General features: G+C 70.6%; 18 protein-coding genes. 10 read left to right on the forward strand and 8 right to left on the reverse strand.

Going from position 1 to position 19,387, the window contains the following annotated elements; all coding sequences use genetic code 11:
* The first annotated feature begins 9 nt into the window (after positions 1–9).
* Positions 10–588 (forward strand): DivIVA domain-containing protein, encoded by a 579-nt coding sequence (locus NVV32_RS05185; protein WP_422391608.1) that lies wholly within the window; start codon positions 10–12, stop codon positions 586–588.
* 70 nt (positions 589–658) lie between these two features.
* On the opposite strand, the gene NVV32_RS05190 is transcribed toward NVV32_RS05185, so the two are convergent.
* Genes NVV32_RS05190 through NVV32_RS05205 form a run of 4 tightly spaced genes read right to left on the reverse strand, consistent with a single transcriptional unit; the run spans position 659 to position 4,480 of the window.
* Positions 659–2,170, reverse strand: a complete 1,512-nt coding sequence (locus NVV32_RS05190) for a cation acetate symporter (protein WP_055772644.1) — start codon at positions 2,168–2,170, stop codon at positions 659–661.
* The gene (locus NVV32_RS05195) at positions 2,163–2,549 is read right to left on the reverse strand and encodes a hypothetical protein (RefSeq protein ID WP_055772641.1); all 387 of its coding nucleotides are present in this window, start codon (positions 2,547–2,549) and stop codon (positions 2,163–2,165) included. The genes NVV32_RS05190 and NVV32_RS05195 overlap by 8 nt, the downstream gene beginning before the upstream one ends.
* A 4-nt stretch (positions 2,550–2,553) precedes the next feature.
* On the reverse strand, positions 2,554–3,273 hold the full coding sequence (locus tag NVV32_RS05200) for a LytR/AlgR family response regulator transcription factor (protein ID WP_055772638.1): 720 nt from the start codon (positions 3,271–3,273) through the stop codon (positions 2,554–2,556).
* A gap of 19 nt (positions 3,274–3,292) precedes the next feature.
* Positions 3,293–4,480, reverse strand: coding sequence for a sensor histidine kinase (locus tag NVV32_RS05205; protein ID WP_055772636.1), 1,188 nt, complete (start codon positions 4,478–4,480; stop codon positions 3,293–3,295).
* A 218-nt stretch (positions 4,481–4,698) separates the two neighbouring features.
* Between NVV32_RS05205 and NVV32_RS05210 the strand changes: the two genes are divergently transcribed.
* Positions 4,699–5,082 carry a DUF485 domain-containing protein gene (locus NVV32_RS05210; protein WP_055772633.1) on the forward strand — a complete coding sequence of 128 codons (384 nt, stop codon included), beginning with the start codon at positions 4,699–4,701 and terminating at the stop codon, positions 5,080–5,082.
* Positions 5,079–6,716: a solute symporter family protein gene (locus NVV32_RS05215; RefSeq protein WP_082471596.1), complete on the forward strand. Its 1,638-nt coding sequence runs from the start codon at positions 5,079–5,081 to the stop codon at positions 6,714–6,716. Before NVV32_RS05210 ends, NVV32_RS05215 begins: the two co-directional genes overlap by 4 nt.
* 153 nt (positions 6,717–6,869) lie before the next feature.
* Here NVV32_RS05215 and otsB read toward each other — a convergent pair whose 3' ends face one another.
* Both otsB and NVV32_RS05225 read right to left on the reverse strand, forming a co-directional pair.
* Positions 6,870–7,646, reverse strand: coding sequence for a trehalose-phosphatase (gene otsB, locus NVV32_RS05220; RefSeq protein ID WP_055772630.1), 777 nt, complete (start codon positions 7,644–7,646; stop codon positions 6,870–6,872).
* 122 nt (positions 7,647–7,768) lie between these two features.
* Entirely contained in the window at positions 7,769–8,245 is a 477-nt protein-coding gene (locus NVV32_RS05225) for an Lrp/AsnC family transcriptional regulator (RefSeq protein ID WP_055772626.1), read from the reverse strand.
* 185 nt (positions 8,246–8,430) lie between these two features.
* Between NVV32_RS05225 and pdhA the strand changes: the two genes are divergently transcribed.
* From pdhA to NVV32_RS05240, 3 genes are read left to right on the forward strand one after another with little or no spacing between them, the layout of a single operon-like run.
* A complete protein-coding gene (pdhA, locus tag NVV32_RS05230; RefSeq protein ID WP_422391609.1) occupies positions 8,431–9,633 on the forward strand; it encodes a pyruvate dehydrogenase (acetyl-transferring) E1 component subunit alpha in 1,203 nt (400 codons plus the stop codon).
* Positions 9,633–10,655, forward strand: coding sequence for an alpha-ketoacid dehydrogenase subunit beta (locus NVV32_RS05235; RefSeq protein WP_422391610.1), 1,023 nt, complete (start codon positions 9,633–9,635; stop codon positions 10,653–10,655). The genes pdhA and NVV32_RS05235 overlap by 1 nt, the downstream gene beginning before the upstream one ends.
* Positions 10,652–12,217 carry a 2-oxo acid dehydrogenase subunit E2 gene (locus NVV32_RS05240; protein WP_422391611.1) on the forward strand — a complete coding sequence of 522 codons (1,566 nt, stop codon included), beginning with the start codon at positions 10,652–10,654 and terminating at the stop codon, positions 12,215–12,217. The genes NVV32_RS05235 and NVV32_RS05240 overlap by 4 nt, the downstream gene beginning before the upstream one ends.
* A 110-nt stretch (positions 12,218–12,327) precedes the next feature.
* On the opposite strand, the gene NVV32_RS05245 is transcribed toward NVV32_RS05240, so the two are convergent.
* Together NVV32_RS05245 and NVV32_RS05250 are read right to left on the reverse strand one after the other, a co-directional pair.
* On the reverse strand, positions 12,328–12,795 hold the full coding sequence (locus tag NVV32_RS05245; protein WP_422391612.1) for a GNAT family N-acetyltransferase: 468 nt from the start codon (positions 12,793–12,795) through the stop codon (positions 12,328–12,330).
* 132 nt (positions 12,796–12,927) lie between these two features.
* The gene (locus NVV32_RS05250; protein WP_422391613.1) at positions 12,928–13,539 is read right to left on the reverse strand and encodes a TetR/AcrR family transcriptional regulator; all 612 of its coding nucleotides are present in this window, start codon (positions 13,537–13,539) and stop codon (positions 12,928–12,930) included.
* 116 nt (positions 13,540–13,655) lie between these two features.
* Here NVV32_RS05250 and NVV32_RS05255 point away from each other — a divergent pair, with 116 nt between their 5' ends.
* From NVV32_RS05255 to NVV32_RS05270, 4 genes are read left to right on the forward strand one after another with little or no spacing between them, the layout of a single operon-like run.
* Positions 13,656–15,275 (forward strand): carboxyl transferase domain-containing protein, encoded by a 1,620-nt coding sequence (locus NVV32_RS05255; RefSeq protein WP_422391614.1) that lies wholly within the window; start codon positions 13,656–13,658, stop codon positions 15,273–15,275.
* Between the two features lie 4 nt (positions 15,276–15,279).
* Positions 15,280–17,379: an acetyl/propionyl/methylcrotonyl-CoA carboxylase subunit alpha gene (locus NVV32_RS05260; RefSeq protein WP_422391615.1), complete on the forward strand. Its 2,100-nt coding sequence runs from the start codon at positions 15,280–15,282 to the stop codon at positions 17,377–17,379.
* On the forward strand, positions 17,376–18,548 hold the full coding sequence (locus NVV32_RS05265) for an acyl-CoA dehydrogenase family protein (RefSeq protein ID WP_055772607.1): 1,173 nt from the start codon (positions 17,376–17,378) through the stop codon (positions 18,546–18,548). Before NVV32_RS05260 ends, NVV32_RS05265 begins: the two co-directional genes overlap by 4 nt.
* Positions 18,549–18,587: 39 nt before the next feature.
* Positions 18,588–19,385, forward strand: a complete 798-nt coding sequence (locus NVV32_RS05270; RefSeq protein ID WP_055772605.1) for a CoA transferase subunit A — start codon at positions 18,588–18,590, stop codon at positions 19,383–19,385.
* The last annotated feature ends 2 nt before the right edge of the window (positions 19,386–19,387 follow it).

Consider the following 19,387-nt stretch of genomic DNA (forward strand, 5'->3'; position numbering starts at 1 on the left):
CGTCAGACGATGGATGTGGCCCGGCCGAGCAGCTCCCCCTTCGCGCGGGTGGGGCGCCGGGAGGTCGGCTACGACACGGGCCAGGTGGACCGCTTCCTCACGAGGGCCCGCGGCGACTACAACGCCGACGACCCCGATTCCCGTTCCGTCACGAGCAGTGAGGTACGGGGCCAGTCCTTCCGCCCGACCCCGGGCGGCTACGAGCCCCAGTCGGTCGACGCCGCGCTGGACCGGCTCGAGGACGTCTTCGCCCGGCGGGAACGCGACCGGCTGATCGCCGCGCAGGGCGAGGACGCGTGGCTCCGGCAGATCGGACGCACCGCCGCGGTCCTGCGCGGGCGGCTGCACCGTCCGCACGGCGAACGCTTCCGCCGCCCGGCGAGGAAGAACGCCCCCAGCTACGTCGTCCAGGACGTCGACCGCCTCTGCGACGAGCTCCTGCGGTACCTCGAGCAGGATCTGCCCCTGAGCGTCGACGTCGTCCGCCGCGCCGTGTTCCGCGAGGCCCGTGGTGCGGACGGCTACGAGGAGAACCAGGTGGACGTGTTCCTGGACCGCGTCGTCGAGCTCATGGCGGGCATCGACTGACGCCTCCGGGTCACCCACGCCGTGGGCAGGAGCTCTCCGCAGCGGCGGGACGACGAGGCCAGGACGGTTCTCAGCCGCTCTGCGCCGGTGGCTCGGGCGTGTGCAGGCGGGCCAGCACGCGCGACGCCGACGCGGGCCTGCGTCCGGCCGTCGCCCTCGAGACGAGCACCATGGTGAGGAACGCGGTCGGGACCGTCCAGAGGGCGGGCTGGCCCAGCCAGACCCAGCGGTCGTCCGCTGCCGGCCCGAGGGCGGCCGTGACGGCGATCGCCCCGCCGCAGAGCACGGCGCCGACCAGCATCCCCGCGATCGCCCCGGCATCTGTCAGGCCCCGCCACCAGATGCCCAGCAGCAGCAGCGGGCAGATCGTGGAGGCGGTGAAGGCGAACACCGATCCCACGCTGCCCGCCAGTGCCAGGCTGTCCGTCAGCAGTGCGACCACGAGCGGGATGAGCGCCGAGAGCAGGGCTGCCCTGCGGAAGCCCCGCACGCTGCCCTGGAAGAACTCCTGGCTCACCACGCCGGCGAGCGAGACCACGAGTCCGCTGGTCGTCGACAGGAAGGCGGCGAACGCCCCGGCGGTCACCAGCGCGGACAGGAGGTCCCCGGTGGCACCGTCGAAGATCCGGCCCGGGAGCAGGAGCACCGTCGCGTCCGCGGCGCCCTCCGCCGCCAGCTCGGGCGTGTGGATGCGCCCGAGGATCCCGTAGACGGTCGGGAAGAGGTAGAAGACCGAGAGCAGGCCGAGCACGATCACCGTGGTCCGGCGGGCGGAGGCACCGTCGGGGTTCGTGTAGAAGCGGACGAGGACGTGCGGCAGGCCGAGCGTGCCGAAGAGCAGGGCGATGACCAGCGAGATGGTGCCGTAGAGGGATGCGTCCGCCGTCGTGTTCAGATCCGCGGTGAAGGCGCCGCCGCCCGCGGTGATCGGTCGGCCGTCCGCGCCGAGGCGGAAGAGGATGAAGGCCACCGGCACGGCGAGCGCCGTGAGCTTGAGCCAGTACTGGAAGGCCTGCACAAAGGTGATGGAGCGCATGCCCCCGGTGACCACGCTCAGGCACACCACGACGACGACCGCGAGCGGACCCACCCAGGACGGCAGTCCGGTGGTGATGCGCACGGTCAGGGCGGCGCCGTGCAGCTGCGGAACGATGTACAGCCACCCCACGACGACCACGAGCATGCTGGTCACCCGGCGGACGAGGAGGGAGTCCAGGCGCGCCTGGGCGAAGTCGGGGATGGTGTACGCGCCGGACCGTCGCAGCGGCGCGGCCACGAAGAGGAGCAGCATCAGGTAGCCGGCGGTGTAGCCGATGGGGAACCAGAGCGCATCGACGCCGGAGATGAGGATGAGGCCGGCGACGCCGAGGAAGCTCGCCGCCGAGAGGTACTCGCCGCCGATCGCGGAGGCGTTCCACCAGGGCCGCACGGTGCGCGAGGCCACGTAGAAGTCGCCCGTGGTGCGCGAGATCCGCAGGCCGTAGATGCCGATCAGCACCGTGCTGAGGGCCACGAGCACGAGCGCCGTGTACCCGACGGCGGGGCTGAGCTCGAGACTGCCGCTGTCCAGCGCGTCAGTCATCGTCCACCAGGTCCTGGAAGCGGCGCTCGTTGCGGGATGCACTGCGCACGTAGAGGACGGCGCACCCGATCACGAGCGGATAGATCCCGAGGCCCAGCAGGAGCCAGGGGATCGGCACGGTCAGGATGGTAGCCCCGGTGATGTCGGGGAAGACGGCGAGCAGCACGGGGATGCCGATCAGGATGACCAGGAACCCACCCGCCACCACCAGTGCGAGCCGCAGCTGCGAACGGATGAGGGAGGCGACGAACAGCTGGCCCACCTCCGACTGCTCGGCCATCTCCCGCGCCACGGGGAAGGTGGCGCCGGTGGCCCGGGCCGCGGTGCGCGGGGCGGTGACGCGGACCCGACGGGGAACCGTCGGCTGCTCGTCCGTCACCGTCTCAATGGCTCGGGCGGAGACGCGTCGCCTCGAGCTTCTCCCGGACGTCGGGGAGGTGGCGGCGGCTCACGGGCAGCTCGGCATCCCCGACGAACAGGCTGGCCCGGCCCGCCCCGATCCTGACCTTCCGCACCTGGTCCATCGCCACGAGATAGGAGCGGTGCGTGCGGAGGAAACCCGCGTCCGCCCACTGGCGTTCGAGGTCGTTGAGGGGGATGCGGATCAGGTAGCTCGCCTCCGAGGTGTGCAGTCGGGCGTAATCACCCTGCGCCTGCACGTATCGGACGTCGTCGCGCCTGATCATCCGGCTGATCCCGCCCTGGTCCACGGTGATGACCTCGGGCGCGGCCGTCGAACCCTCCATCAGTTCGCAGACGCGACGCACGGATTCCGCGAGGCGCTCGGTCCGCACGGGTTTCAGGAGATAGTCGACGGCGCGGAGTTCGAAGGCCTCGAGCGCACGGTCCTCGTCGGCCGTGACGAACACGACGGCGGGCGGGCGGCTGAAGCGCGAGATGACGCGGGCGATGTCCAGCCCGGAGAGGGCGGGCATGTGGATGTCGAGGAACAGGGCATCGACGCTGTGCTGCTCGAGCGCCCGCAGCGCCTCCGCGCCGCTCGACGCACGGTGGATGGTCCCGATCCGCGCGTCCTTGCCGAGCAGGAAGGCCAGCTCCTCGACGGCGGGGAGTTCGTCGTCGGCGACGATGACATTGACCATGTATCCTAGGTTACGCGCCTCAGGCCCGGTGATCCGGCTGCGACTTCGGCACGCGCAGGGTGATGAGGGTACCCGCGCCGGGTGCCGTGTCGATGACCAGTCCGTGGTCGTCGCCGTACACCTGGCGCAACCGTGAGTCGACGTTCCGCAGCCCCACGTGGACGTCCTCGGTGTGGCCGGCGAGGACGGAGCGCAGGTGGTCGGGATCGATCCCCACACCGTCGTCCTCGATGGTGACCTCCGCGTACGGCCCGTCGTCGTGGGCCGTGATGGTGATGTTCCCGACGCCGTCCTTGGAGTCGAGCCCGTGGCGCACCGCGTTCTCGACGAGGGGCTGCAGGCTGAGGAACGGGATGACCGTGCTCAGCACCTCCGGTCCGATCTCGAGGGTCACCTTGAGCCGGTCGCCGAACCGCGCACGCTCCAGCAGCAGGTAGCGGTCGATGCTCCGCAGTTCCTCGGCCACGGTGGTGAAGTCGCCGTGGCGGCGGAAGGAGTAGCGCGTGAAGTCGGCGAACTCGACCACCAGCTCACGGGCACGCTGGGGGTCGGTGTTGATGAAGGACGCGATGGCGTTGAGCGAGTTGTAGATGAAGTGCGGGCTGATCTGCGCCCGCAGCGCACGGACCTCCGCCTCGGCGAGCAGGCGCCGGGAGGAGCCGAGTTCGGCGAGTTGCACCTGCGTGGACACCCAGCCGGCCAGCTCGTTGGTGGCCCGGACGAGTCCGGCGTTGACGTCCCCGGCGAAGGCCCCGACGGTGCCGACCACGCGGTCGTCGACCCGCACGGGGGACAGGACGAGCTCCCCGAGGTCGGTCAGTCCCGCGGCGTCGAGCCGCTGCCGCCGGAAGATCTGGGTCCGCCCGCTCTCGAGGACCTGCCGGACGAGGGGCATGACGTCCGGGGCCGGCCCGCGGCCGCCGTCCCACGCCAGCACGCCGGCGTCGTCGCTCATCATCAGGACGTCGCAGCGCAGGAGGCCGCGCAGGTGCCGGCTCGCCTTGGAGGCGCCGGACGCCGTCAGCCCCTCGCGCAGGTGCTCGGAGGCGAGTGCCGCGGTGTGGAGGGTGGCGTACGTGGCGCGGTCGGCATCGGAACCGAGGTCACGGGAGGAGCGGGAGAGGCGGAAACCGAGCGAGGCGACGACGGCGAGGGTGATGACGGCGACCGCGCACACCAGGGCGGTGTCGACGGCGGCGCTGAACATGGCACCACAGTAGCGTCCGTGGCACGGACGGCCTCGACCGTTCGGCGCGCCCTGCAACCGTTCACCGCACCTCGCCGCTCACTCACCGACGCGTCCGCGCGGTTCGCTGGTGGGGCCCGACGACGTCGTCCACAGTGATGGGTGTCACACCGACGTGCCTCCCTGCGCGGCAAGGATGCCGCCGTCGCGGTCGGTGGGGCGACCGAGAAGGAGGAACCATGGGTTCGCACCCAGTAGAGCCGGACGCCGGTTCCGGTGCTGCCGTCGACTTCACCGAAGTCCAGCAGACCGAGCAGTTCAAGGAACTGCGCAAGCGCCACCGCAGCTTCGTCTTCCCCATGGCAGTGTTCTTCCTGCTCTGGTACTTCGCCTACGTGCTGCTGGCCGACTACGCCCACGAGTTCATGGCCACGCCCGTGTTCGGCAACATCAACGTGGGCATCATCCTGGGCCTGCTGCAGTTCGTCAGTACGTTCGCCATCACCATGTGGTACGTGAGCTACGCCAACCGCCGCCTCGACCCCATCGCCGCGAACCTGCGGCATGAACTCGAGGAAGCAGCCCCCGAGGTATTCGTCGACCCGTCAGGTGGAAAGAAATGAGCACCATCACCGCCGGGGGCATCCACGTCCCCCTGCAGACCGCCGAGGTCACCACCGTCGGCTCGCCGGTCCTGAACATCGCCATCTTCGGCCTCTTCGTCGCGATCACGCTCGTGATCGTGCTCCGGGCGAGCCGCAACAACAAGACCGCGGCCGACTACTATGCCGCCGGACGCTCGTTCACGGGTGGCCAGAACGGTACGGCCATCGCCGGTGACTACCTCTCGGCGGCGTCCTTCCTCGGGATCGTCGGAGCGATCGCCATCAACGGGTACGACGGCTTCCTCTATTCGATCGGCTTCCTCGTCGCCTGGCTGGTGGCCCTGCTCCTCGTCGCGGAACTGCTCCGCAACACGGGCAAGTTCACCATGGCCGACGTCCTGTCCTTCCGGCTCAAGCAGCGTCCCGTGCGCATCGCGGCGGCGATCACCACGCTCGCGGTCTGCTTCTTCTACCTGCTGGCCCAGATGGCCGGTGCCGGTGGGCTCGTGTCGCTGCTCCTCGGCATCAACGACCGTCTCGGCCAGTCGATCGTCATCACGGTCGTGGGCGTCCTCATGATCATGTACGTGCTGATCGGCGGCATGAAGGGCACCACCTGGGTGCAGATCATCAAGGCCTGCCTCCTGATCGCCGGTGCGTTCATCATGACCATCTGGGTCCTCGCGCTGCACGGCTTCAACCTGTCCACCCTGCTGGGTGCGGCGATCGAGACCTCGGGCAACGCAGCGATCACGAGCCCCGGCCTGCAGTACGGGCTGACGTCGATCACGCGCCTCGACTTCCTGTCCCTGGCGCTCGCGCTGGTCCTCGGCACCGCCGCCCTCCCGCACGTGCTCATGCGCTTCTACACCGTCCCCACGGCGAAGGAGGCCCGACGCTCGGTGGTCTGGGCCATCTGGCTCATCGGCGCGTTCTACCTCTTCACGCTGATCCTCGGCTACGGCGCCAGCGCGCTGATCGGCTCCGAGCGGATCCTCGGCGCCCCGGGCGGGGTGAACTCGGCGGCACCGCTGCTGGCGTACGAGCTCGGCGGGTCGATCCTCCTCGGACTCATCTCGGCCGTCGCCTTCGCGACCATCCTGGCGGTGGTCGCAGGTCTCACCATCACCGCCGCTGCATCGTTCGCGCACGACATCTACGCCAGCGTCATCCGCAAGGACAGGGTCGATCCGGACGGCGAGGTCAAGGTGGCGCGCCGCACGGTGGTCGTGATCGGTCTCGTCTCGATCGCGGGTGGAATCGGGGCGCAGGGTCAGAACGTGGCGTTCCTCGTGGCCCTCGCCTTCGCGGTGGCGGCCAGCGCGAACCTGCCGACCATCCTCTACTCGCTGTTCTGGAAGCGGTTCAACACCCAGGGCGCCATCTGGAGCATGTACGGCGGCCTCGGCTCGGCCATCCTGCTGATCGCCCTCTCGCCCGTCGTCTCCGGTGGCGAGAAGTCGATGATCCAGGGTGCCGACTTCTCCGTCTTCCCGCTCAGCAATCCCGGGATCGTCTCGATCCCGCTGGCCTTCTTCCTCGGCTGGCTCGGGACGGTCCTCTCCCGCACCACGGAGGACCCGATGAAGCAGGCGGAGATGGAGGTCCGCTCGCTGACCGGCGTCGGAGCCGAGAAGGCCACCGACCACTAGGCACGCGACGCGTAGGACCGACGAGGCCGCCCCACCTGCTGGTGGGGCGGCCTCGTCCGTCCGGTGATCCCGCGCTTTCAGGGGCAGGCGGGGCCGGGCGGGACACGAGGGGGTCCTGACGGGCGTGGAGGCCGGAGGTCGGCCCGTGTCTCCTCACCCCAGCGCATCGCCGAGGCACTGCAGCCAGGTCCGGAAGTGCTCGGGACCGTCGAAGTGGGAGCCCGGCACCGCCGCGACCTCCGGTGCCGCGTCGGCTCCGTCGACGACGAGGCAGTGGCCGCCGGCGGCGGCCGCCGCTGCGAAGGCGGGCAGGTCGCCCCGGTCGTCGCCGGCGTAGGCCACGACGACCAGACCATGCCGCCGGATGATCGACCGCAGGGCGGTGCCCTTGTCCTGGTCCACGGGCATGCGGAGTTCCTCGACCATCTTCCCGGGCTCACGCCTCAACCCGAAGGTCTCCGTCGCCCGACGGAGGACGGGCGTGATGCGGCTGATCGCAGCTTCCTGGTCCGGGGCGCGCCGCCAGTGGACGGCGACGGCGAGGGACTTGTCCTCGACGTGGATGCCCTCGATGCCGTCGAACTCCTCGTGCAGGAGCGCGGTGGCCTGCGCCACGGCGTCGTTCCACCGATCCGCCTCCGGCACCTGCTCGACGCCGCCGGCCGTCAGGCGCTCGAGGCCGTAGGAGCCGTGGAGCTCCACGCCGGGGATGCCTGCACGGTCCGCGAGGAAACGCACGGGCCGGCCGGAGAGCAGGGCGACGAGGGGGAGTCTCGTGGCGAGATGCGCGAGGATGGCCGCTGTGTCCGGCAGGAGGTCACTCGCTGCGGGATCATCGGTGATGGGGGAGAGGACCCCGTCGAAATCCATCACCAGCCCGGCCTTCGGTCCGCTCGTCAGTGCGCTGATGACCTGGTTCGCTGATTCCATGCATCGACCCTAGCGGGACGTGCGAGGCAGCGGTCGGCGTCGTGTGCGACCGGTGCGCCCCACGCCGTCGCCGCACCGGGCGCGCCCGTGCCGCCGGCGTCGGCCGCGCCGATGCCTCCCGGTCAGGATGCCTGCTGCGGTCCGCGCGCGAGGAGGGGCTCCACCCGGAAGGGGATGAGCTCGCCCATCGCCAGGGACGTGTCGCAGCGCTCCACGCCGTCGCAGGCCAGGATCTTGCCGTTGATGCGGAAGAGGTCCTCGGCATCGACGGCGACCACGCGCACCAGGATGTCCGCCTGGCCCGTCACGCCGAAGGCCTCGATGACCTCGGGCACGGCCGCGATGCTCCGCGTGATGGCTGCCAGCTTCTGCTGCTGGACGTGCACGTGGATGAAGGCGGTCAGCGGGTAGCCCAGCGACACCGTGTTGATACGCCGCTCGAAGGACAGGAAGACGGACTTCTTCTCGAGCTGCGCCATCCTCGCCTGCACCGTGTTGCGCGAGAGCCCGAGCTTCTGGGCGAGCGCGACGACGGTGCGCCGGGGGTCCTTCGCCATGGCCTGCAGGAGGCGCGTGTCGGTGAGGTCGAGGGGTTGCATAGTGCGCAACGCTAACACGGCCGCTGCGCCCGGAATAGTGCACTCTGCTCAGTCGATCAGGAATCGGTTGTGCCTCCTGTGCTGTGTGAGTAGGGTCACAACCACTCCGGGTAAAGGCGCCCGGAGCCCTTCCATCTGCTGATCGCGGGGGGAGGGTCTGTCTGCCAACGCGGAGGTAGCGTGCAATGACCGAGGACTCCACGCAGCCGGGAGCAGGACCCGACAGCGGGTCCGACCCGCAGGGGGCGGCGCCGTCGGGTACCGGCGGAACGGTCCATCCGGGACCGGGCCGCGAGGGTGCGGACGACCTCGTCCGGCTGGTCGACCACCACGGCGTGCGCCACCCGGACCGCCACTACGACGCGCTCGTCGCGGACGTCGACGGCGCCGCGCTGCAGAAACTCTACGAGGACATGGTGGTGGTGCGGCGCATCGACGCCGAGGCCACGGCCCTGCAGCGCCAGGGCGAACTCGCGCTCTGGCCGCCGCTGCTCGGCCAGGAGGCCGCGCAGATCGGCTCGGGGCGTGCGCTCCGCTCCGACGACTTCGTGTTCTCCAGCTACCGGGAGAACGCCGTCGCCTACTGCCGCGGCGTGGACCTCGCCGACATCCTGCGCGTCTGGCGGGGCAACGCGTCCTCGGGGTGGGACCCCTACACGATCAACATGGCCACCCCGCAGGTCATCATCGGTGCGCAGACGCTGCATGCCACCGGCTATGCGATGGGCATCATCAACGACGGCGCCGATTCCGTGGCCGTCACCTACTTCGGCGACGGCGCCACGAGCCAGGGCGACGTCAACGAGGCCATGGTGTTCGCCGCCAGCTACCAGGCGCCCGTCATCTTCTTCTGCCAGAACAACCACTGGGCCATCTCCGAACCGGTGGGACTGCAGGCCCACGTGCCGATCGCCCGGCGGGCGCCCGGGTTCGGCATCCCCTCGGTCCGGGTGGACGGCAACGACGTCCTCGCCTGCCTCGCCGTCACGCGCGAGGCGCTGGCGCGGGCCCGTTCCGGCGGAGGCCCCACCTTCATCGAGGCCGTGACCTACCGGATGGGCCCGCACACGACGGCCGATGATCCGACCCGCTACCGCGACGCCAACGAGCTCGAGGACTGGGCGGCCCGCGACCCGCTGGCCAGGATCGCCACGCTGCTCGACTCGCTCGGACTGCTCGGTGCGGATTACTCGGACGCGGTGAAGGCGAAGGCCGACGCCGTCGCCGCCGAACTGCGCGAGGGGTGCCTGTCCATGCCGGAACCGGCGCCGTCGGACGTCTTCCGGCACGTCTACAGCGAACCGAACTCCTGGCTGGAGCGCCAGCAGGACCACTACGAGCGCTACCTCGCCTCCTTCGCCCCGGCACCCCAGGAAGGGACCCGCTGATGTCCACCATGACCTTCGGCCGCGCGATCAACGCCGGCCTCCGCCGTGCCATGGACGAGGACCCGAAGGTGATCCTCATGGGGGAGGACATCGGCAAGCTCGGCGGTGTCTTCCGCATCACCGACGGCCTGCAGAAGGACTTCGGGGCCCACCGGGTCCTCGACAGCCCGCTGGCCGAGGCGGCCATCATGGGTACCGCCGTCGGGATGGCCTACCGGGGGTACCGGCCGGTCGTGGAGATCCAGTTCGACGGCTTCATCTACCCGGCCTTCGACCAGATCGTCTGCCAGGTGGCGAAGCTGCACTACCGCACGCAGGGCGCCGTCAGGATGCCCATCACCATCCGCGTGCCCTTCGGGGGTGGCATCGGTTCGCCCGAGCACCACTCGGAGTCGCCCGAGGCCTACTTCACGCACACCTCCGGTCTGCGGGTCGTCAGCGTCTCGAACCCGCAGGACGCCTACACGATGATCCAGCAGGCCATCCGGTCCGACGACCCCGTCCTGTACTTCGAGCCCAAGAGGCGCTACCACGTCAAGGGCGAGGTGGACGAGGCGGTCGATCCGGCGTCGTCGGACATGGGCGCGGCGCACGTGGTGACCCGCGGGACCGACGTCACCCTCGTGACCTACGGCCCGCTCGTGCCCACCGCGCGTGACGCCGCGATCGCGGCGTCCGACGACGGCGTCTCCATCGAGGTCATCGACCTGCGGTCCCTGGCGCCCATCGACTTCGCGACGGTCGAGGCGTCGGTGCGCAGGACCGGCCGCCTGGTGGTCACGCACGAGGCGGCGCAGTCCGGCGGGCTCGGCGCGGAGATCGCCGCGAGCATCACGGAGCGCTGCTTCGACTTCCTCGAGCACGCACCCGTCCGCGTCACCGGATTCGACATCCCGTACCCCTACTCGAAGCTCGAGTTCCACCACCTCCCGGACCTCGACCGGATCCTCGACGGCGTGGACCGGGTGCTCCGCCGACCGAACTCCCTGAGCGGACCCGCAACCGAAGGGGCGGCACTGTGAGCGCACCCGCGACCGACGCGTCGCCGACCACCGTCCGGGAGTTCCGGCTACCCGACCTCGGGGAGGGGCTGACCGAGTCCGAGATCGTGCAGTGGCACGTCACCGAGGGTGACACGGTGGAACTCAACCAGATCATCGCGGACGTCGAGACCGCCAAGGCCGTCGTCGAGCTGCCGTCGCCGTACGCGGGCGTCGTCGTCCGCCTGCACGAGCCCGCGGGCACCGTGGTGGACGTCGGAGCGCCGATCGTCTCGTTCCGGATCGCCGGTGAGCCCGAGGCCGTCGTCCGTCCGGTTCCCGAGGACGAGGTCCCGGCCCGGCGTGAACCCAACCTCGTGGGGTACGGGGCCGCTGTCGAGAAGGGCGGACGGCCGCAGCGGCGGAGCCGATCGACCGTTCCTGCCGCGGGTGCCCCGGTCCCGCAGGTGCCGGCGCTCGAGGCGACCGTCCTCCCCGCGACCGTCCTCCCCGCAGCGATCCCTGCGCCGACCTCGGCCCCGGAGCGAAGGCCGGCCCCTGTCCAGACCCCCGCGCAGGCCCGGACCGCGGTTCCCAGTGCGGCCCTCGCGCCCGGCCGGCCGCACCCGGCCGTTCACGACGTGTCCGTGGCGTCGTCGCGGACGGTCGTCGCACCCACCGACGAGCGGCCGCGCTCCACTCCGCCCGTGCGGAAGCTCGCACGGGACCTCGGGATCGCACTCGAGGACCTCGCGGGAACCGGTCCGGGAGCACTCATCACCCGGGCGGATGTGCTGGCCGCGCTCGCAGGCGCAGCCGGGCCCGCCGCGGCAGTGCTCGATGCGGGCACGGCACCCGTCGGTTCCCCCGAGCCGGCGCGGGCCGAGCGAGCGGCGGCGGCGCCGGGGGAGATCCGCACACCCATCAAGGGGATGCGGAAGCACACCGCGGCGGCCATGGTGGCCAGTGCCTTCACCGCGCCGCACGTCACGGAGTTCCTCACCATCGACGTCACGCCGACCATGGAGCTGCTGGCGGAGCTCAAGGGTTCCAGGGCGTTCGAGGGTACGAAGGTGACGCCGCTGACCCTGGTGGCCAAGGCCGTGTGCATCGCGGTGGCACGCAACCCCACCCTGAACTCGTCGTGGGACGAGGCGGCGCAGGAGATCGTGCAGTACTCCGCGGTGAATCTCGGCATCGCGGCGGCGACGCCGCGTGGCCTGCTCGTGCCGAACATCAAGGGCGCCCAGGGGCTTGCCCTGGTCGAGCTCGCCCGCGCGCTCAACGGCCTGACCGAGACGGCCCGTGCGGGCCGGACCCCACCGGCGGATCTTGCGGGCGGCACCCTCTCGATCACCAACATCGGTGTGTTCGGGATCGATGCGGGGACGCCGATCCTGAACCCGGGGGAGGCGGCGATCCTCGCGATGGGCGCAGTGCGCAGCATGCCCTGGGAGTACCAGGGCACGGTGGCCCTGCGGTCCGTCATGACGCTCAGCCTGTCCTTCGACCACCGGTTGGTGGACGGTGAGCAGGGCTCGCGCTTCCTGGCCGACGTCGGCACCATCCTCCGGAACCCGGCGATGGTCCTGACCATGGTGTAGCAGGAGGTCCGGGACTCCGGGACGTCCCGCTCGGACGTGTCGGGCGGTCCGACCGGTTGCCCGCCCTGCCGGATGTATCAGGGCGGGTGCCTCGCGGTCGGCGGCGGCGGTCAGACCAGTTCGAGGATGAGTTCCCGGACCACGGCGCCGCGCGCGGGTGCGAAACCCTGTGCCTCGCCGACCTGCTGGAAACCCCACCGCTCCAGGATGCGGATGGAGCTCACGTTGTCCGCGACGGCCCGGGCGCGGATCGGCCGCTCGGTCATCTCGTTCAGGAACTGCCCGACGGCGGCCGTGGTGATGCCCTGACCCCAGCGTGACCGGTCGATCCAGTAGCTGATCTCCGGGGCGTCACCGTCGTTGTACGCGAGGATGCTGCCCACCACCTGGCCGTCGGACAGGATGGTCCGCACCGTGATCCTCGAGTCGTTCAGGATGTCCTGCCAGTGGTGGTCGAAGACGCCGCGATCCGACGGGTTCTTCGCGCCGAAGGCCGCCATGTGGTTGGCGCTGGGGTCCAGCTGGTGCGAGAAGAACTCGTCGAGGTCGGTGGCTTCCACGGGACGTAGCGTGATCACGGCGGTACTTTCAGTTGTGGGCGACCCCGGCCGCTCCGCGCGACCGGGACTTCTCGTGGTTCAGCGTACTAGGCGGCCGGGCCGGCCGCTGGGCACAGCTGCGCTGCCCCGGCCCGGTGTCCTGCCCGGACGTCAGACGGTCAGCGCGGCCCACGCCATGTCCTGCAGCAGCTCCCGCAGGGCGCCGAGTTCGCGGCCCGTCCCCGTGCCGTGCGCCGTGTGGGGGGTCGAGTTGATGAGTCCGAACACGGCGTGGACCCGGCGGCGCAGCAGCGACCGCTCGGAGTCCGGCCGGTACGCGGCGAGCTCGTCCACCCAGACCTGGACGTAGCTGCGCTGGAGCGACCGCACGGCGCGTTCGTCGTCGTGGGCCAGTGAGCCGAGATCACGGTCCTGGACCCTGATGACGTCCGCGTGCCTGAGGGCGAACTCGACCTGGAAACGGATCAGTCCCCGCAGCGCCTCCTCGTGCGAGGGGGAGGAGTCGGCGACGGCCCTGCCTCCCTCGAGGAGGTCCTCGCTCACCCCGGTGAGCAGGGACGAGAGCACGGAGGGCTTGCCGGTGAAATGCCGGTAGACGGCCGGACCGCTGACGCCCGCGGCGGCGCCGAGGTCCTCGATGGACACGCCGTTGTAGCCGCGTTCCGCGAACAGCTGCGCCGCTGCGTCGAGCAGGGCTGCGCGTCGGGTGGCCTTCGCGATGCTCCGGCCGGTCACGCGGTCCTCGGTGGGCAGTGCCTCCATGCATTCCTCATCATCCCGGGGGTCTTCCCCTCATTCTGATGGACATTCAGGTTAATGACCACTAACCTGATCCCGGTTAGCGAATGCTAACTGAACACTGCGCGAGGAAGTAGTCGATGGAGACACTGACGTCGAAGGTCGACCCGCTCTCACCGGTCTTCGCGGCCAACGCCGCCGCGCAGCGGGAGCTCGTCGCCGATCTCCGCTCCCGCCTCGCCACCGCGGCCATCGGCGGCCCCGAGCGCTCCCGTGAGCGGCATGTGGCCCGCGGCAAGCTGCTTCCGCGCGAGCGCATCGACCAGCTGCTCGACGACGGCAGCCCCTTCCTCGAGATCGCACCCCTGGCGGCGAACGGCATGTACGACGACGAGTGCCCGGGTGCCGGGGTGATCGCAGGCATCGGCCTGGTGCACGGGCGCCACGTCCTCGTCATCTCCAACGATGCCACCGTCAAGGGCGGCACCTACTACCCGATGACCGTGAAGAAGCACCTGCGTGCGCAGGAGATCGCCCTCGAGAACAACCTGCCGTGCGTGTACCTCGTCGACTCCGGCGGTGCGTTCCTCCCGCGGCAGGACGAGGTGTTCCCGGACCGGGACCACTTCGGCCGTATCTTCTACAACCAGGCCTCCATGTCCGCCCGCAGGATCCCGCAGATCGCCGCGGTCCTGGGCAGTTGCACCGCCGGTGGCGCCTACGTGCCGGCGATGAGCGACGAGACCGTGATCGTCCGCAACCAGGGCACCATCTTCCTCGGCGGACCGCCCCTGGTGAAGGCCGCGATCGGCGAGGTGGTCACGGCCGAGGAGCTCGGGGGCGGCGACGTCCACTCCCGCGTCTCCGGCGTCACCGACCACCTCGCCGAGAACGACCAGCACGCCCTCGAGATCGTCCGGGACATCATCGCCACCCTGCCGCCGGCCCCGCACGCGGACGTGCCGAAGGTGGCGGAAGCCGCGGAGCCCGCCGAGCCAGCCGTCGCCCCCGACGAGCTCTACGGCGCCGTGCCCACCGACGTGAACGCCGCCTACGACGCGCGGGAGGTGATCGCGCGGATCGTCGACGGTTCGCTCTTCCACGAGTTCAAGCGCGAGTACGGCACCACGCTGGTCACGGGCTTCGCGACGATCCACGGGCACCGGGTCGGCATCGTCGCCAACAACGGCGTGCTGTTCAGCGAGTCGGCGCTGAAGGGCGCGCACTTCATCGAACTCTGCGACCAGCGGGGCATCCCGCTCGTGTTCCTGCAGAACCTCTCGGGCTTCATGGTCGGCAAGGACTACGAGGCGGGGGGCATCGCGAAGAACGGCGCCAAGATGGTGACCGCGGTCGCCACGTGCCGCGTCCCCAAGCTGACCGTCGTGATCGGTGGATCCTTCGGCGCGGGGAACTACTCGATGTGCGGCCGGGCCTACTCGCCGCGGTTCCTCTGGATGTGGCCCGCGAGCCGGATCTCGGTGATGGGCGGCAACCAGGCCTCGTCGGTCCTCGCGACGGTCAAGCGCGACCAGCTCGAGGGTCGGGGCGAGGAGTGGCCCACGGCGGCCGAGGAAGCCTTCCGTGCGCCGATCCGCGACCAGTACGAGGCACAGGGCAACCCCTACTACTCCACGGCGCGCCTGTGGGACGACGGCGTGATCGACCCCGCCGACACCCGGACCGTCCTCGGGCTTGCCCTGGACGTGTGCGCCGGTGTGCCCCTGCCCGACTCCTCCTTCGGCCTCTTCCGGATGTGACCCGATGACCCTCTCCTCCCACACACCCAGCGTCCCCGCGGCAGACGACTCCACCGGCGTTTCGGACCGGCCCTTCGACACGGTCCTCGTCGCCAACCGCGGCGAGATCGCCTGCCGCGTGATCCGGTCGGTCCGCGCCCTGGGTCTGCATTCCGTCGCGGTCTACAGCGACGCCGACGCCGGAGCACGCCACGTGCTCGAGGCCGACGCCGCCGTGCGCATCGGGGGAGCAGCGCCCTCCGAGAGCTACCTCTCCATCCCCGCCGTCGTCGAGGCCTGCCGGCGCACGGGCGCGGGCGCCGTCCACCCCGGCTACGGCTTCCTCAGCGAGAACGCGGCCTTCGCCGAGGCACTCCAGGAGGCGGGGATCGTCTTCATCGGACCGTCCGTGCACGCACTCGGGATCATGGGTGACAAGATCCGCTCCAAGAACCACGTCGCCGGCTTCCAGGTGCCGATCGTGCCCGGGATCGCCGAGCCCGGACTCACCGACGAGGCACTCCTCTCCGCCGCGGACGACGTCGGTTTCCCCCTGCTGATCAAGCCCTCCGCAGGCGGTGGCGGCAAGGGCATGCACGCCGTCCACCGCTCCGAGGACCTCCCCGAGGTGCTCGTCACGGCGCGCCGTGTCGCCGCCCGTGCCTTCGGGGACGACACCCTGTTCCTCGAGCGGCTGATCGAACGCCCCCGCCACATCGAGGTGCAGGTCCTCGCGGACGGCCACGGCAACGTCATCCACCTCGGCGAACGCGAGTGCTCCCTGCAGCGCAGGCACCAGAAGGTCATCGAGGAAGCGCCCTCCGCGCTGCTCGACGCCGCGACGCGACACCGCATCGGCGAGGCGGCCTGCAACGCCGCCCGCAGTGTCGACTACACGGGGGCCGGCACGGTCGAGTTCCTCGTCTCCGACGCCGCCCCCGACGAGTTCTTCTTCATGGAGATGAACACGCGGCTCCAGGTGGAGCACCCCGTCACGGAGCTGGTCACCGGGGTGGACCTCGTCGCGTGGCAGATCCGCATCGCCGCCGGTGAGGAGCTGTCCCTCAGGCAGGAGGACATCGTGCTCACCGGACATGCCGTCGAGGCACGGGTCTACGCGGAGGACCCCGAGGCCGGCTTCCTGCCCTCCACCGGCACCGTCGTCGCGCTCGGCGAGCCGACGGGAGAGGGCATCCGGGTGGACAGTTCGCTCCTGCCCGGCGGGACCGTCTCGTCGTCGTACGACCCGATGCTCGCCAAGGTCATCGCCTGGGGCACGGACCGGCGCGAGGCGCTCGACCGCCTCGACGCCGCGCTCGCGGACACCGTGGTGCTCGGGGTGGACACCAACATCGAGTACCTGCGCCTGCTGGTCACGGACGACGACGTCCGCGCCGGACGGCTCGACACCACGATGATCGAGCGGAAGCTCCCTGACCTCACCTTCCGGCGCGTCGCGCGCGCGGAGCTCGCGCTCGCCGCCGTCCTCCTCGTCGAGGCGGAGCCCGTCATCCCGGGTGGCTCGCCGTGGCATCGCGCCGACGGCTTCCGCCTCGGCACCCCGAGGCCCCGCGCCGTCACGCTCGAGGTCGGGAGCGTCACGGAGACCGTCCTGCTGCAGCGAGCCGAGCACGGCTGGATCGCGACGGTCGGGGAGACCCGCGTCCACCTCGAGGTCGTGGGGAACGGGGTGATCCTCGACGGGATCCGCTCACCACGGTCCTTCGCCGTCGACGGCGACACCGTGTGGCTGGGCGACGCCGGCTGGTCCGCCCGCATGCGGCGTCCCTCGCGCGGGGAGCTGCTGGATGCCGCCCTCGCCCGCATCAGCCGCGAGGACGGTGCGGCGGACCCGCTCGTCCGCAGCCCCATGCCCGGCACGGTCGTGTCCGTGTCGGTGGAGGACGGCGCATCCGTGCAGGTCGGCGACGTCCTGCTCACCGTCGAGGCCATGAAGATGGAGCACCAGCTCACCGCCGCAGTCGCCGGCGTCGTCCGCCTGTCCCTGAAACCCGGGGACCTCGTCAGGGCGCAGCAGGTCGTCGCGAGCATCGACGCCGCCGACGCGGCACCCGATCAGACAGCCAGTCCCGCAGAACACCCCACGGAAGGGAACGCAGCATGAATTTCGAACTGAGCGAGGAGTACCAGGACCTCGTCGACACCGTCCGCGAGTTCGCGGACGAGGTCGTGGCCCCGGTGTCCGCCAAGCACGACGCCGAGCACAGCTTCCCCTACGAGGTCGTCAAGCAGATGGGCGACATGGGCCTCTTCGGCCTGCCGTTCCCCGAGGAGTACGGGGGAATGGGCGGCGACTACTTCGCCCTGTGCCTCGCGCTCGAGCAGCTGGCCCGCGTGGACCAGTCCGTGGCGATCACCCTCGAGGCCGGGGTGTCCCTCGGCGCCATGCCCGTCTACCGCTTCGGGACCGAGGAGCAGAAGCAGCAGTGGCTGCCCTCCCTCGCCTCCGGTGCGGCGCTCGGCGGCTTCGGCCTCACGGAGTCCGAGGCCGGTTCCGACGCCTCGGGGACCAAGACGACGGCGAAGCTCGAGGACGGCGCCGGCGGATCCGAGTGGGTCATCAACGGCACCAAGGAGTTCATCACCAACTCCGGCACCGACATCACCTCGCTCGTGACGGTCACCGCGGTGACCGGGACGAGCGAGCGCCCGGACGGCACGGTGAAGAAGGAGATCTCCACCCTCCTCGTCCCGTCCGACACGCCGGGCTTCACCGCCGAGAAGGCCTACAACAAGGTGGGCTGGAACGCCTCGGACACGCATCCGCTGACGCTCAAGGACGTCCGGGTCCCCGAGGCGAACCTCCTCGGCACCCGCGGTCGCGGCTACGCCAACTTCCTGCAGATCCTCGACGAGGGCCGCATCGCCATCGCCGCGCTCGCCACGGGCGCCGCCCAGGGCTGTGTCGAGCAGTCCGTCCGGTACGCGGGGGAGCGCATGGCCTTCGGCAGCACCATCGGCGCCTACCAGGCCATCCAGTTCAAGATCGCCCGCATGCAGGTCCGTGCCCATACCGCGCGCCTGGCCTACTACGACGCCGCCGCGCGGATGCTCGCCGGGAAGCCCTTCAAGACCCAGGCCTCGATCGCGAAGCTCGTCGCGGGTGAGGCGGCCATGGACAACGCCCGGGACGCGACACAGATCTTCGGCGGCTACGGGTTCATCAACGAGTTCGTGGTGTCCAGGCACTACCGTGACTCCAAGATCCTCGAGATCGGCGAGGGGACCACGGAGGTCCAGCTCATGCTCATCGCGAGGGACCTCGGACTCTGACCGCAGCGCGGACGGCGACGGCGACGTGAAGGAGAAGCAGTGATCAACAAGGTGGTCGGCAGTGCGGCGGAGGCCGTGGCGGACATCCCGGACGGCGCCTCGCTCGCCGTCGGCGGGTTCGGTCTGTGCGGGATCCCGGTGACGCTCATCGATGCCCTGCACGCGCAGGGGACGGCGGAGCTCGAGACGGTCAGCAACAACTGCGGCGTGGACGGCTGGGGCCTCGGGATCCTCCTGTCCGATCACCGCATCCGACGGACCATCAGCTCCTACGTCGGCGAGAACAAGGAGTTCGCGCGCCAGTACCTCTCGGGCGAGCTCGAGGTGGAGCTGACGCCGCAGGGCACGCTCGCCGAGAAGCTCCGGGCGGGCGGCGCGGGCATCCCCGCCTTCTACACGACGGCGGGGGTCGGCACGCAGGTCAGCGAGGGCGGCCTGCCGCAGCGGTACGACGCCGAGGGGAACATCGCCGTCGCCTCCCAGGCCAAGGAGGTGCGGTCCTTCGACGGCGTCGACTACGTGCTGGAGGAGTCGCTGCGGCCCGACTACGCCCTGGTGCACGCCTGGAAGGGGGACCGGCACGGCAACCTCGTCTTCCACGCGACCGCGATGAACTTCAACCCGCTCTGCGCGCAGGCCGGGCGGATCACCATCGCGGAGGTCGAGGAACTCGTCGAGCCGGGCGAGCTGGACCCCGCACAGGTCCACACACCCGGTATCTTCGTGCAGCGCGTCGTCGTCGCCGGCGATGTTCAGAAGCGCGTCGAGAAGCGGACCGTCTCGATCGCCGGCAGCCCCGATCCGCAGGCCGGCCTCAACGCACCCGAAGGAGCATGACG

It is taken from the genome of Arthrobacter sp. N1 (assembly GCF_048288285.1).
Classification (GTDB): Bacteria; Actinomycetota; Actinomycetes; order Actinomycetales; family Micrococcaceae; genus Arthrobacter_D.

Coding starts and splice junctions, on each gene's coding strand:
- NVV32_RS05225 (WP_055772626.1), bottom strand. CDS start 8,245: ATGCAACCCCTCGACCTCACCGACACGCGCCTCCTGCAGGCCATGGCG.
- NVV32_RS05265 (WP_055772607.1), top strand. CDS start 17,376: ATGAATTTCGAACTGAGCGAGGAGTACCAGGACCTCGTCGACACCGTC.
- NVV32_RS05235 (WP_422391610.1), top strand. CDS start 9,633: ATGTCCACCATGACCTTCGGCCGCGCGATCAACGCCGGCCTCCGCCGT.
- NVV32_RS05255 (WP_422391614.1), top strand. CDS start 13,656: ATGGAGACACTGACGTCGAAGGTCGACCCGCTCTCACCGGTCTTCGCG.
- NVV32_RS05205 (WP_055772636.1), bottom strand. CDS start 4,480: ATGTTCAGCGCCGCCGTCGACACCGCCCTGGTGTGCGCGGTCGCCGTC.
- pdhA (WP_422391609.1), top strand. CDS start 8,431: ATGACCGAGGACTCCACGCAGCCGGGAGCAGGACCCGACAGCGGGTCC.
- otsB (WP_055772630.1), bottom strand. CDS start 7,646: ATGGAATCAGCGAACCAGGTCATCAGCGCACTGACGAGCGGACCGAAG.
- NVV32_RS05190 (WP_055772644.1), bottom strand. CDS start 2,170: ATGACTGACGCGCTGGACAGCGGCAGTCTCGAGCTCAGCCCCGCCGTC.
- NVV32_RS05250 (WP_422391613.1), bottom strand. CDS start 13,539: ATGGAGGCACTGCCCACCGAGGACCGCGTGACCGGCCGGAGCATCGCG.
- NVV32_RS05215 (WP_082471596.1), top strand. CDS start 5,079: ATGAGCACCATCACCGCCGGGGGCATCCACGTCCCCCTGCAGACCGCC.
- NVV32_RS05260 (WP_422391615.1), top strand. CDS start 15,280: ATGACCCTCTCCTCCCACACACCCAGCGTCCCCGCGGCAGACGACTCC.
- NVV32_RS05210 (WP_055772633.1), top strand. CDS start 4,699: ATGGGTTCGCACCCAGTAGAGCCGGACGCCGGTTCCGGTGCTGCCGTC.
- NVV32_RS05185 (WP_422391608.1), top strand. CDS start 10: ATGGATGTGGCCCGGCCGAGCAGCTCCCCCTTCGCGCGGGTGGGGCGC.
- NVV32_RS05200 (WP_055772638.1), bottom strand. CDS start 3,273: ATGGTCAATGTCATCGTCGCCGACGACGAACTCCCCGCCGTCGAGGAG.